9 protein-coding genes are annotated in these 12,769 nt (G+C 58.2%); 3 read left to right on the top strand and 6 right to left on the bottom strand.

What is annotated here, in order from left to right; translation table 11 throughout:
• Positions 1-263 precede the first annotated feature (263 nt).
• Complete coding sequence (locus tag ACL9RI_RS27435) at positions 264-2,183, top strand: sigma-54-dependent Fis family transcriptional regulator (protein ID WP_422729615.1); 1,920 nt, start codon at positions 264-266, stop codon at positions 2,181-2,183.
• 9 nt (positions 2,184-2,192) lie between these two features.
• On the opposite strand, the gene ACL9RI_RS27430 is transcribed toward ACL9RI_RS27435, so the two are convergent.
• Positions 2,193-2,561: a DUF779 domain-containing protein gene (locus ACL9RI_RS27430; RefSeq protein ID WP_422729614.1), complete on the bottom strand. Its 369-nt coding sequence runs from the start codon at positions 2,559-2,561 to the stop codon at positions 2,193-2,195.
• A 63-nt stretch (positions 2,562-2,624) separates the two neighbouring features.
• A complete protein-coding gene (gene adh, locus ACL9RI_RS27425) occupies positions 2,625-4,145 on the bottom strand; it encodes an aldehyde dehydrogenase (RefSeq protein ID WP_422729613.1) in 1,521 nt (506 codons plus the stop codon).
• Positions 4,146-4,499: 354 nt separating this feature from the next.
• On the opposite strand from adh, the gene ACL9RI_RS27420 reads away from it, so the two are divergent.
• On the top strand, positions 4,500-6,617 hold the full coding sequence (locus tag ACL9RI_RS27420) for a TonB-dependent receptor family protein (protein WP_422729612.1): 2,118 nt from the start codon (positions 4,500-4,502) through the stop codon (positions 6,615-6,617).
• A 2-nt stretch (positions 6,618-6,619) separates the two neighbouring features.
• Here the strand turns inward: ACL9RI_RS27420 and rtcA are convergent, their stop codons facing one another.
• From rtcA to ACL9RI_RS27405, 3 genes are all read right to left on the bottom strand, one after another.
• On the bottom strand, positions 6,620-7,639 hold the full coding sequence (gene rtcA / locus ACL9RI_RS27415) for an RNA 3'-terminal phosphate cyclase (protein ID WP_422729611.1): 1,020 nt from the start codon (positions 7,637-7,639) through the stop codon (positions 6,620-6,622).
• Between the two features lie 10 nt (positions 7,640-7,649).
• Complete coding sequence (locus tag ACL9RI_RS27410; RefSeq protein ID WP_422729610.1) at positions 7,650-8,885, bottom strand: RtcB family protein; 1,236 nt, start codon at positions 8,883-8,885, stop codon at positions 7,650-7,652.
• A 292-nt stretch (positions 8,886-9,177) separates the two neighbouring features.
• Entirely contained in the window at positions 9,178-10,743 is a 1,566-nt protein-coding gene (locus tag ACL9RI_RS27405; protein ID WP_422729609.1) for a vWA domain-containing protein, read from the bottom strand.
• A gap of 204 nt (positions 10,744-10,947) precedes the next feature.
• On the opposite strand from ACL9RI_RS27405, the gene rtcR reads away from it, so the two are divergent.
• Complete coding sequence (rtcR, locus tag ACL9RI_RS27400) at positions 10,948-12,561, top strand: RNA repair transcriptional activator RtcR (RefSeq protein ID WP_422729608.1); 1,614 nt, start codon at positions 10,948-10,950, stop codon at positions 12,559-12,561.
• Here the strand turns inward: rtcR and ACL9RI_RS27395 are convergent.
• Positions 12,550-12,769, bottom strand: a 220-nt coding sequence (locus ACL9RI_RS27395; protein ID WP_422729607.1) for a hypothetical protein, incomplete at its 5' end; no start/stop codon positions are given. The genes rtcR and ACL9RI_RS27395 overlap by 12 nt on opposite strands.

Below are 12,769 nucleotides of genomic sequence, written 5' to 3'. Positions count from 1 at the left end.
GAAGAAGGAAGAGTATGAAGCGTTTCGCACATTTCGTCAACCTTCTTTTTTCTCTGCTTCACTCTGCATTTACATGCGTCGTTCAGCGAGGGAAAGAATTATAGCCAAGGCCTGCCAGTGCCGCAAGACTTATTTACGCATATCACAGTAAATTGCTCAGTCTGCTAACGCGTGCGCGCATCCGCCACAGGTGCTACATTATGGAACACTCTCGCATACACAAGAGCGCTGCGCCATAGCAGCCCAACGGAGGCAACGAGATCATGCATCGCCTATCAACGCATCATCGTAGCGACTCTTTTTCGCCTGTCGCCACGACCATTATCGAGACATCGCACCAGCGCTCACAGGCGTTTGGACTGTCCCCTGCTGCCACGCCAGACTCTACGCCCATAGCCAAATCAGATCTGTCGCTGTTAATCGAGCAAAACCGTATGCTGCATACGCATGCGGTGCCCGCCATGGAAGCGCTCTACCAGCAAATCGTCAACACCCACAGCATGGTGATATTGACCGATGCCCGCGGCGTGATCGTGCATTCCCTGGGCGACGATGATTTCCTGGAGAAAGCCAATCGCGTAGCGCTGAAGCCCGGCGTGGCTTGGTCGGAACAAGTACGTGGCACCAATGCGATCGGCACGGCCATCACGGAAAAGCTGGCAACGCTGGTGCACGCGGATCAGCATTATCTGGCGGCCAATCATTTCCTGACCTGTTCGGCGGCACCGATCACCGATCACCGCGGCAATGTCATCGGCGTGCTGGACGTATCCAGCGATCAACGCAGTTTTCACAAACATACGATGGCCCTGGTGCGCATGTCGGCACTGATGATAGAAAACCAGTTGTTTTCGGCTACTTTTGAGGATGCCATCACCCTGCACTTTCATGCACGGCCTGAATTTGTCGGCACCTTGATGGAAGGGCTGGCGTCGTTCACGCCTGGCGGACGTTTTTTGTCCGCCAACAAGAATGGCTTGTTTCAGTTGGGCCTATCTTTTGCTGAACTGCAATCACATAGCTTCAGTTCCTTGTTTGGCCTGCCCGTGTCGGCACTGTACGATCATTACCGTAATGCAGCACCCGGCTTGCTGGACTTGTGCCTGCCAAGCGGCGTGCGCGTGCTGGGCCGCGCAGAGTTGAGGCTGGCCAACCATGCCTTTCAATATGCCCTCAGCGCCAGCAGCGAGCCCGCCGAAAAAAATCCGGCAACCACGGTCACGCCGGCCAGTACGGCGCGGCGCTTGTCCGGCCTGCGCTATCTGCGCACAGGGGACCCGCAACTGGAACTGGTCATCGAGAAGGTCGGCAAGGTGCTGGGCCGCGACATTCCCATTTTGATCATGGGAGAAACCGGCACAGGCAAGGAGTTGCTGGCCCAGGCCATCCATAACGATACGCCGCGCGCAACCGGCCCCTTTATTGCCGTCAATTGCGCGTCGATCCCGGAAACGCTGATCGAATCCGAGCTGTTCGGTTATGAAGATGGCGCCTTTACCGGTGCGCGCAAGAAAGGGGCGGCCGGCAAGCTGCTGCAAGCGAATGGCGGCACCCTGTTTCTGGATGAAATAGGCGACATGCCGCTTGGCTTGCAGGCGCGGCTGTTGCGCGTGTTGCAGGAACGCATGGTTACGCCGCTGGGCAGCAGCAAATCCATTCCTGTTCATATCGACCTGATCTGCGCAACGAACCACAATTTGCGCGAGCGCATGGCCAAGGGCCTGTTCCGCGAAGACTTGTATTACCGCCTGAACGGCCTGGTCGTGAAATTACCGCCGCTACGCGAGCGTACGGATCTGGAGACCGTCGTGAAAAAAATCCTGGCGACAGAAGCCCCCGGCATACGCTACACCCTGGCGCCAGAACTGCTGCGCCTATTCCATCGGCATCAGTGGCCAGGTAACTTGCGCCAGCTCACCAACCTCTTGCGCACGGCCATCGTGATGGCAGATGAGGAGCAGGAAATCAACTTGCGTCATATGCCTGATGATTTCCTTGACGATATAGCCTCGGCGCCGATGCAGGACACCACCACCCCAGGCAGCGCAAGCAGGCTGGAAGCGCTGGAACACAGCGCCATCGTGGAAGCACTGGCCGCGCACGGCGGCAACGTCTCGGCCGCAGCGCGGACCCTGGGTATTTCACGCAATACGATTTACCGCAAGTTACCGCACACGAAATAGAATTTCCGCTTAGCTGGCATGCAGCACAGTATTCTCTTCATCACTGAACAGGCGCGAGCGCGTTAAAAAGCGCTTGCCGGTGCCGTTGTCGAGTGAAAACATGCCGCCATTGCCATCGACCACATCGATAATCAATTGCGTATGCTCCCAGTAAGCGAATTGCTCCAAACCCATATAAAACGGTGCGCCGTTCAAATCGCCAAGATACACATCGGTATCACTGACATCGAACTCGCCTTTCGCATAACACATGGGCGTACTGCCGTCGCAACACCCACCCGACTGGAAAAACATCAGCGGGCCATAGCGTTTGCGCAACTTGTCCATCAGCTCCAGTGCCGCCTCGGTGGCGACCACCCTGGCAATTGCTGCGCTCATCAGTGTCCTTTCGTCGCACCGCATCACCCGGCCTGCGGCGATGCGGTGTCATGACTCTATTAATTAGAAGAAGCCCAGCGCTTTCGGACTGTAGCTGACCAGCAAGTTCTTCGTTTGCTGGTAATGGTCGAGCATCATCTTGTGATTTTCACGGCCTATGCCCGATTGCTTGTAGCCACCGAAAGCGGCATGGGCTGGGTACAGGTGATAGCAATTGGTCCACACGCGGCCAGCCTGGATCGCGCGGCCCACACGGAAGGCGCGCGAACCGTCGCGCGTCCACAAGCCGGCGCCCAGGCCATATAAAGTGTCATTGGCAATCGCCAGTGCTTCGGCTTCATCCTTGAAAGTGGTCACGGAAACCACCGGTCCAAAGATTTCTTCCTGAAAGATGCGCATCTTGTTATTGCCTTTGAACACAGTCGGGCGCACGTAATAGCCTTTTTCCAGATCGCCCGTCTGCAGGTTGCGCTCGCCACCGGCCAGCACTTCGGCGCCTTCCTGACGGCCAATGTCGAGGTAGGACAGGATTTTTTCCAGCTGCTCCTGCGATGCCTGGGCGCCGATCATGGTGGAAGCGTCGAGTGGATTGCCCTGCTTGATGGCCGCCACGCGTTTCAGGGCGCGCTCGATGAATTTCTCGTAGATCGATTCCTGGATCAGCACGCGCGACGGGCAGGTACACACCTCGCCCTGGTTCAGCGCAAACATGGTGAAGCCTTCCAGGCACTTGTCGAAATACTCGTCGTCCGCATCCATCACGTCTTCGAAGAAGATGTTCGGCGACTTGCCGCCCAACTCCAGGGTGACGGGGATCAGGTTTTGCGCGGCATAGCCCATGATCAAGCGGCCCGTGCCTGTCTCGCCTGTAAAAGCGATCTTGGCGATGCGCTTGCTCGACGCCAGCGGCTTGCCCGCTTCCAGGCCAAAACCATTGATGATGTTCAACACGCCGGGCGGCAGCAAGTCACCGATCAGTTCGACCAGCACCATGATCGACGCCGGCGTCTGCTCGGCCGGTTTCAATACCACGCAATTGCCGGCAGCCAGCGCGGGCGCCAGTTTCCACACCGCCATCAAAATAGGGAAATTCCATGGAATGATCTGCCCCACTACACCGAGCGGCTCATGGAAGTGGTAGGCGTAAGTTTCCGCATCGATTTGCGCCACGGATCCTTCCTGCGCGCGGATGCAGCCGGCAAAGTAGCGGAAATGATCGATTGCCAGCGGAATGTCGGCATGCGTCGTTTCACGGATAGGCTTGCCGTTATCGATGGTTTCCGCGGTGGCGATCAGGCTCAGGTTTTGCTCGATACGATCGGCGATACGGTTCAGGATATTGGCACGCTCGGCTGGAGAAGTCTTGCCCCAGGCTTCCTTGGCGGCATGCGCGGCGTCCAGCGCCAGCTCCACATCTTCCGCCGTGGAGCGGGCAACCTCGCAAAAAGGCAAGCCCGTGATCGGGGTGACGTTCGGGAAGTATTCACCGTTGACTGGTGCAACAAATTTTCCGCCTATGTAATTGTCATAGCGTTGCTTGAAGGGATTGGCCACGCCCAGTTTGCTGATGTCTGCAAGATTCATGTCGTCCTCTATCTCATTGTTGGTGGTGATGCGTAATGTGACTGCCTGGTACTACCGCGTTGGGGAGTACCACCTCTCATTTGCAAATGCCGTGCCAACACTGGCCACACTACAAAATTAGCGGGTCCCGGCGTACTTGCAAGGCTTTATTGGCATGCCAGGTGGCCTGCAGGGCGCTACAGAATGGAACAAGGGGATGGAACAGGTGTTGCATTTTGGTACAGCACTTGTGACAATTCCGCCCTGCTCTCACCGGCGCCATCCTGCGTGGCGCACCGGGGGAGGCAGAGTCGGCATAATCAGTCTGACAAGCAGCAAGCTTCGTTAGCTCGTATCCCATTGGAGTATCTTTATATGCAACAACACTTCCGCCTGAACGCCATCGCCAGCCTGTTTTTTGCAGGCACCGCCACCGCCTTTGCCGCCGATGCCCCGGACGCCCAGGTACTGGACGTCGTGGTCGTCAGTGGCAGCCGTATCGAACACCCGAGCCGGGAAGTGCCCGCATCGATCGACGTGGTCGACAGCGCCCGCATCCAGGATGGCCAAATCCGCGTCAACGCCTCGGAAGCGCTGGCCGCCGTGCCCGGGCTGGTCGTGCAAAACCGCCAGAACTATGCGCAAGACCTGCAAATCTCCTCGCGTGGCTTCGGCGCCCGTTCCGCGTTTGGCGTACGGGGCGTGCGCCTGATCAGCGACGGCATCCCCGCCACCATGCCCGATGGCCAGGGCCAGGCCGCCACCTTTAATCTCGATACCGCCGAACGCATCGAAGTACTGCGCGGGCCATTTTCCGCCATCTACGGCAACCATTCGGGCGGCGTGATCCAGCTGTTTTCCAAGGATGGACAAAATCCACCATCCGTCGAACTGAATCTGACGGGCGGCAGCTACGGCACCAGCAAGGTGGATATCGGCGCGCAAGGCCAGGCAGGCGGCATCGGCTATGTGCTCGATGGCTCGCGCTTTCGCACGGATGGCTACCGCGAGCATAGCGCCGCCACGCGCGAACAGGCTTTCGGCAAGATTACCGTCAAGCCCAATACGGACAGCAAACTGACCATCGTCGCCAACTCCCTGCATCAGGGCAATACGCAAGATCCGCTGGGCGTTACCTGGGCCACGTTTGCCCGCGACCCGCGCGCCGGCGAAATCGACACGACGGATACACAAAACCCGAAACGCACCCTGGCCGACCGCTACAACACACGTAAAAGCATCGACCACCAGCAAATCGGCGCTACCTATGAACAACGCTTCGGCGATGACCGCCTGCACGTGACGGCGTACGGCGGCAACCGCGACGTGATCCAGTACCAGGCATTCAGCAAGGCTGTCCAGCTGCCTGCCAGCCAGTCGGGCGGCGTGGTCGATTTCAAGCGCAATTTTTATGGCATCGACAGCAATTGGCTGCATGTGATTCAGTTGGCTGGCGGCAAGCTGAGCACCACCATCGGCATCGATTACGGCCGCTCCAGCGATGACCGCACGGGCTATGAAAATTACATCGGCAATACCTTTGGCCTGAAAGGCAGGCTGCGCCGCGATGAACAGGATGTCGTTTCCAGCCTCGATCCGTATATCCAGGCGGAATGGCAAAGCGGCCCCTGGCTGCTCAGCGCGGGACTGCGCCACAGCAAGATGAAAGTGGAAGTCACCGACCATTACCTCAGCAATGGCGACGATAGCGGCAGCTTGCAATACAGCCACACGACACCGGTGCTGGGCTTGCTGTATAAAATCAATCCCGACATCAATGTCTACGCCAGCGCCGCGCGCGGTTTCGAGGCCCCCACCTTGAATGAATTGTTTTACTCAGGCAAAGGCGATGGTTTCAATTTCAATTTAAAACCATCGACCAGCACCAACCTGGAAGCGGGCGTGAAAGCCAGGGTGAATAACAACACGCGTATCAACGCAGCCATTTTCCAGATCAAGACCAGCGATGAACTGGTGGTCGATATGTCCAGCGGTGGGCGGACCAGCTACAAGAATGCCAGCAAGACCTTGCGCCAGGGCATGGAAGTATCGCTCGATTCCAGCCTGCCTTACGGTTTCAGCAGCAAACTCGCACTGACCAGCCTGCACGCCGTGTATGAGCAGGGATTCGGCAATGTGGCGGCAGGCAGCCGCTTGCCTGGCGTGCCCAGCGCCAACCTGTTTGCCGAACTGGCCTGGAAAGACACTCAGGACCGCTACGGTGCGGCGCTGGAAAGCGTGGCCAGCAAGCAAATCTACGCGGAAGATAGCAATAGCGAAAAACCGGCGCCCGGCTACACGGTATTCAATCTCCGGCTCAACGCCAAACAAAGCCTGGGCAACTGGCGCTTCAAGCAATTTGTTCGCCTGAACAACTTGTTAGACCGTAACTACGTCGGCTCCGTCATCGTCGGCGATAGCAACAAGCGCTACTATGAGGCAGCGCCGGGACGCAACTGGCTGCTGGGCCTCAGCGCACAGTACGTTTTCTAGCGTTACCACGGGCGCACGGCGCACAGCACGCTGTGCGCCTGCTGCTCAAAGCTGAAGCTTACAGGCAAGAAACGGGCGATGACATCGGCATTCGTCAGCGCATGCTGGCTTAGCCCGCTGGTGGTAAAAGCACCACCACCGGCCAGCGCCATCGGCAGCAGCAACTGGTCCGCCAGATACTCGCCCACGGCCGCATCGGATTTCAGGTAAGAACGCACTTCGTTCAGCAGCCGCTTGGCCACTGTCTCGGCCAGCACGGACTTTTCGCCAAACGAGGTAAACACTTCGGTCACGTGTTCATGCTCCAGGGTCAGCAGCAAGACATTACCTGGCCCCTGATCGTTGGGCAAACCACCGATACGCAACTGCTTGCCACTCCAGCCCATGCCGCTGCCGATGCGCTCCAGTTCGCGCTGCGCCACGCCAACCGGCACGCCGGCGACAAAGCTTTCCGCAAAACCACCTGTCCGTTCACCGCGCTGCAACAACTCGATGGGCTTCAGCCGCGAACCAGGCTGCACCCTGGCCAGCACCTCGCCGCCACCGGCCGGAAAAAAGCCAAAACGCAGCAATTCAATCTCAACATCGGCCCCCATCTGCGCCATGAGCCTTCCATACGCGCGCTGCAGGAAATGCACGGGCGGCGCCATGGCGTTGTGCGTACCGCCGGTGATACGCACGCTCGACGGCCCATCCGCATACAGCAGCGCGGGCAATAGCGTTTGCAGCACCAGCGTACAACTGCCCGCACTGCCGATGGCAAAGCGGAAGTCTCCGCTGCGGATTTTTCCCGGCACGAACTCCAGCGTCGCCGCACCCAGCGCTACCGGCGTCGTGCGCGCATTGCACACTTGCGCAGCCGCCTGCACCGCCACCAGATGCTGACGCAGCAAACCCGGCTTGGCCCGTCCCGCGCGTATATTTGTCAGGCGAAATGCCTGCCCCGTGATCATGGATAAACTCAGCGCCGAGCGCAAAATCTGTCCACCGCCTTCACCAACGGCACCATCCAGTTCTATCATGCTTGTTCTCTTAACCCTTGACGCAAACGACCTGCTTCAGAATATGCACCACGTCGACCAGTTCCCGCTGGGCCAGCATCACGGCGTCGATATCCTTGTAGGCCATCGGAATTTCATCGATCACATCGGCGTCCTTGCGGCATTCCACGCCTTTGGTGGCGCGGACCTGGTCATCCAGGCTGAAACGCCTTTTCGCTTCCGTGCGGCTCATCGTGCGGCCCGCGCCATGACTGCAGCTATGGAAGCTCTCGGCATTGCCCTTGCCGCGCACGATAAAACTCTTGGCGCCCATCGAACCCGGAATGATGCCCAGTTCCCCTGCGCGTGCCGAGACGGCCCCCTTGCGCGTGACCAGCACATCCTTGCCGAAGTGCTGCTCCTTCTGCACATAGTTGTGGTGGCAATTGACGGCTTCCACGTGCGTCTGGAACGGTAGACGGATCACCGTCCGCACGGCGGCGATCAGGTTCTGCATCATCACTTCGCGGTTATTGCGCGCAAAGCGCTGCGCCCAGCCCACCGCTTCTACATAATCGTCGTAATGCTGCGTGCCTTCGCACAAATAAGCCAGGTCCTGGTCAGGCAAATTGATAAAGTGAGTACGCATGTCCTGCTTGGCCAGTTCGATGAAATGGGTGCCGATGGCATTGCCTACGCCACGCGAACCCGAATGCAGCATGAACCAGACGGCGCCCTGTTCATCGAGGCAGACTTCGACGAAATGGTTGCCACTTCCCAGGGTCCCCAGGTGACGGTGGTTATTCGTGTTTTTCAGCTTCGGCGTTTTCAGGCAGATCGTTTCGAATTCATCTTTCAACTGCAGCCAGGCAGCATCGACGGCGGCCGGTGGCGTATGCCACGAACCTTCATCGCGGCCACGGTGACCACGCGTCTTTGGCGACATCCCGTGCGGAATCGCGCGCTCGATGGCACTGCGCAGCGGTCCCAGGTTGTCGGGTAAATCATTGGCCGTCAGCGTGGTCTTCGCGGCCATCATGCCGCAGCCGATATCGACGCCCACCGCCGCCGGAATCACGGCACCCAGGGTAGGAATCACGCTGCCGATGGTCGAGCCTTTACCCAGGTGCACATCCGGCATGACGGCAATGTGCTTGTAAATGAAAGGCAGGGTCGCCGTATTGCGCAGTTGCTTTTTGGCCGCGTCCTCGACCGGCACGCCGCGCGTCCACATCTTCACGGGACGGCTGCCTTCGGTATGCAGGACTTCGTATTCTTCGTTTTTCATAAGCTCTCTTTTTTTCTCATTTTATCGGAGGGTGATGACAAGGATTGGTGAAACAGTTGCCGACGCATCGGCCCGGGATGTAGTTCCACCGGCATTCATCAGTACAACAACCCGACCAGGGGTGACAAGATTTTCTGGCTGCGCATTGCGCGCCAGGCCGGTTTGAAGCGGCTAGTCGATGTAATCCTGTCTGCATTCGGGGTACCACAGCGCGATGACCAGGATTGGACAAGACCTTCCTTGATGTAGTCTTGCCCGCATTCATGCGCTTTACTGCAACAACTTGCCGTGCTCAGCTCACCGCAATATCGATGGCGGCAATTTCTCCCACCCAGTGGGCAGGGCTCAACTGGCCGGCGGCAAAGGCGGCGATGATCTTGAATACGTCGTCAGAAAAACCACCCACATTCAAAATATCCGCACACTCCATCGCCTGTGTCGTGGCATGCGGCGAAATATCAATGCACACCAGTTTCGCCTGCGCATTGCGCTGCTTGAAACTCAACCACTGCGTCATCGTCGCCGTCGCGCCGCTGCGCTTCGTATCGATCCACGATTCGTTATCGGACACAAAAATCACCAGATCGGCCTGCGTCTTCTTGCTGTTCATGTGCGCCAGCGGCGCGCTGCAATTGGTGCCGCCACCACCGATGGCCGCCAGCTTCGCTGCATTGGTCATCACGCTGTCTTGCGCATTCAGCCGGCAATCGACCACGCTGTGCTCGAACGGCAGCACCATCGCGTCCGGATTCTTGCGCAGCATGGCCGCCGCCACCAGCGCCGCCACATCGATGCAACGCGCATTCGATGTGGCGCTGCCGCGAAAACCGCTGACGGGCGACGACATGGAGCCGGAAACGTCGGGGCACACCACCACCCTGCCTGCGATGCGCGGTACATTCGCCAGCGATATTTCAAGCGCCTGCTCCAGTGCATCGCGTATCACAGCGGGTACGTTATCGCCGGCCGCCATATATGCCGACATCAGCTGGTAGGGAAATACGCGCGCCTTGGCGATCGCCTCGGGATTGCCCAGTTTGGCGGCGATCAGTTCCGGCATGCCCTTGATCCCATACACCCCGTGACGTCCAAACGTATTCAAATTCATGCGCAGCATCTGCCAGTTGCCCTGACGCGCGATCTGCGCCCAGTCAGCCGCACTTAATGTCAGCGCCGTCAGCATCTGGAACGGCACCTCCGGCATCGCCTGCGATGGATCAGCCTTGTAAGCTTCGAAGGCGGCCAGCGCCGGCGGCAGCGCCTTGGCGTCATATTGCTTGCCTATCAGCCAGGCAAAGAACGCTGCGCGCCAGGCTTGCTGCGGTTTCGGATGCACCATTTTGACCACGTCAGCCAGCGACGGCGCATTGCCGACGGCGGCAGCGAGCAAGGCCTGTTCCGACGCATTGTTCAGCCACGTTTGCACCAGTTTTTTCGGACGCGAGCCCAGCGACTTGCGGCCGACCACGCCCGAACGCAGTATCTGCACGAAGTTACGCAGCATCTTGCCGTTGTTGATCACACGCTGGAAGACGGGCGCCAGTTCCGCCGCGCCCTGCCCCGCCAGCACGGCCAGCAGCAAGGCTGGCATATCCTTCATATAGCCCCGCTCACGGCAGTACACGGCCGTTTGCGCAATAAAAGCCGGCTCAACCTTCTTGCACAAAGCCAGTACCGTATCGAGCTGCGCTTCGGCGCTCGCATAAAACGTCGTATTCAAGCAACCCGTCGCTGCGTACTGGGCCAGCTGATGCTGCGGTGTCAACACATAGGCAGGCGCACCTGCGGCATTGACGGCCAGGGCGGGTGGCAGTTGTGCCGCTTGCTTTGCGCTTTTGAATAACTGGAGATTGACCATGTTGCTTCCTTTTCTACTGTGTGCTTATCCGGTTTCTATCTCCTGTATTGCAAGCGCTGTGCCAGCTCGAAAAATTTCTCACATGAAACTCATAAGTCACTGATTCTATTCAATAAAATTTTTAATTCTGTTTTTCAGCCAGAATTAGGCGCAACTTCGTTTTCATGATAAATTATCTATTCAGATAAACTCTTATCCCATTATATGCAAGCAAAACGCACCGTCGTGATCGGTTTTCTCGGCACACAGCTCGACAATGGCAAAGGCGCCGCCCGCTGGGAAAAGTGGCGGCCCAGCGTGGCCCTGACCCAGCACGAGGACAAGGTGATCGACCGCTTCGAGCTGCTGTATGCGGGGAGCCAGTTCGACAACCTGGTGCGCCAGGTATCACAGGATATCGCCAGCGTCTCGCCCGAAACCCGGCTGACCGCACACCAGCTCCCCATCAGCGATGCCTGGGATTTTGAAGACGTCTATGGCGCCCTCTACGATTTCGCCAACAACTATCCCTTTGATCCGGAGCGCGAGCAATACTGGATCCACATCACCACCGGTAGCCATGTGGCGCAAATTTGCATGTTCCTGATGACGGAAGCGCGCTACTTCCCCGGCAGCCTGGTGCAAACCTCGCCGCCGAAGCGCCAAAGCATGGGCAATCCTGGCAGCTATGCACTGATCGACCTCGATCTGTCGCGCTATGACCAGATCGCCCAGCGTTTTACGCGCGAGCAGGCCGCCGGCGTGGCCTTTTTAAAGTCCGGTATCGCCACGCGCAATGCGCGCTTTAACGGCATGATCGAGGAAATCGAGCGGGTCGCCATCAAATCGAAAGCGCCCATGCTGCTGATGGGCCCCACCGGTGCAGGCAAATCCTTTTTGGCGCGCCGCATCTATGAACTGAAAAAATCGCGCCACCAGATCGACGGCAAATTCATCGATCTCAATTGCGCCACTTTGCATGGCGATGGCGCCGCATCGACCCTGTTTGGCCACATCAAGGGATCATTCACGGGCGCAGGTTCTGACCGGCCAGGCTTGCTGCGCAGCGCGCACAAGGGCTTGCTATTTCTCGATGAAATCGGCGAACTGGGTCTCGATGAACAGGCGATGCTGCTGAAAGCCATCGAAGAAAAGCGCTTCTTCCCCGTCGGCGCCGACACGGAAGTACAAAGCGACTTCCAGCTGATCGCCGGCACCAACCGCGACCTAGGCAAGGAAGTGGCTGCCGGCCGTTTCCGCGAAGACCTGTATGCGCGCATTAATCTGTGGAGCTATGCATTGCCGGGCCTGGCCCAGCGCCCCGAAGATATCGAACCCAACCTGGAATATCTGCTGGCGCAATACGGCGCCGAAACGGGCGAGCGCGTACGCTTCAACAAGGAAGCGCGCGAACATTTCATGCGCTTTGCCAACTCGCCAGCGGCAGCATGGAGCGGCAACTTCCGCGACCTGTCCGCCGCCGTCACCCGCCTGGCCACCTTGTCGGAAGCCGGCCGCATCACCGATACGGTCGTCACAGATGAAATCACCCGGCTCAAGCGCTTATGGCAGCACCAGGATAGCCAGGCTGACGGCGACGAAGTGGAGCTGGCAGACATCATGGGGGCGGAGGAAGCCAGCCGACTGGACCTGTTCGATGCCTTGCAACTGCAGAACGTGATCAGGATATGCCGGCAATCGCACACCATGTCCGATGCTGGCCGCAAGCTGTATGCCGTATCGCGCGAGGCGAAAGCCAAGCCGAATGACGCCGACCGGCTCAAAAAATACCTGGCCCGTTTTGCCCTCGACTGGGATAAAGTATGTTCAGGTAACTAAGAGAATAGAAAGATGATTCCTGAAGATTTCAACGTACCAGCCAACATCATAAAAGAGCAGCGCGCAGCGCTGCTCTTTTATGATGTTTTGCCTTGTAACTTGCAAAACCAGCAGACGTAAAAAAAACCCCGACCGGATCACCGGAAGGGGTTTTTTCGAATAACAAGCCTGACAATAACCTACTTTCACACTGGTTGCAGCACTATCA

Origin of the sequence: Janthinobacterium sp. Mn2066 (assembly GCF_049319705.1) — a bacterium.
In the GTDB taxonomy this organism is placed as follows: Bacteria; Pseudomonadota; Gammaproteobacteria; order Burkholderiales; family Burkholderiaceae_D; genus Janthinobacterium.
Note: the sequence above shows the minus strand (reverse complement) of the source record. Positions and strands in the feature narration are given on the sequence as shown.

Excerpts from the sequence above, each read along its gene's own strand:
- ACL9RI_RS27435 (WP_422729615.1), top strand. The coding sequence starts at position 264 with ATGCATCGCCTATCAACGCATCATCGTAGCGACTCTTTTTCGCCTGTC.
- ACL9RI_RS27430 (WP_422729614.1), bottom strand. The coding sequence starts at position 2,561 with ATGAGCGCAGCAATTGCCAGGGTGGTCGCCACCGAGGCGGCACTGGAG.
- adh (WP_422729613.1), bottom strand. The coding sequence starts at position 4,145 with ATGAATCTTGCAGACATCAGCAAACTGGGCGTGGCCAATCCCTTCAAG.
- ACL9RI_RS27420 (WP_422729612.1), top strand. The coding sequence starts at position 4,500 with ATGCAACAACACTTCCGCCTGAACGCCATCGCCAGCCTGTTTTTTGCA.
- rtcA (WP_422729611.1), bottom strand. The coding sequence starts at position 7,639 with ATGATAGAACTGGATGGTGCCGTTGGTGAAGGCGGTGGACAGATTTTG.
- ACL9RI_RS27410 (WP_422729610.1), bottom strand. The coding sequence starts at position 8,885 with ATGAAAAACGAAGAATACGAAGTCCTGCATACCGAAGGCAGCCGTCCC.
- ACL9RI_RS27405 (WP_422729609.1), bottom strand. The coding sequence starts at position 10,743 with ATGGTCAATCTCCAGTTATTCAAAAGCGCAAAGCAAGCGGCACAACTG.
- rtcR (WP_422729608.1), top strand. The coding sequence starts at position 10,948 with ATGCAAGCAAAACGCACCGTCGTGATCGGTTTTCTCGGCACACAGCTC.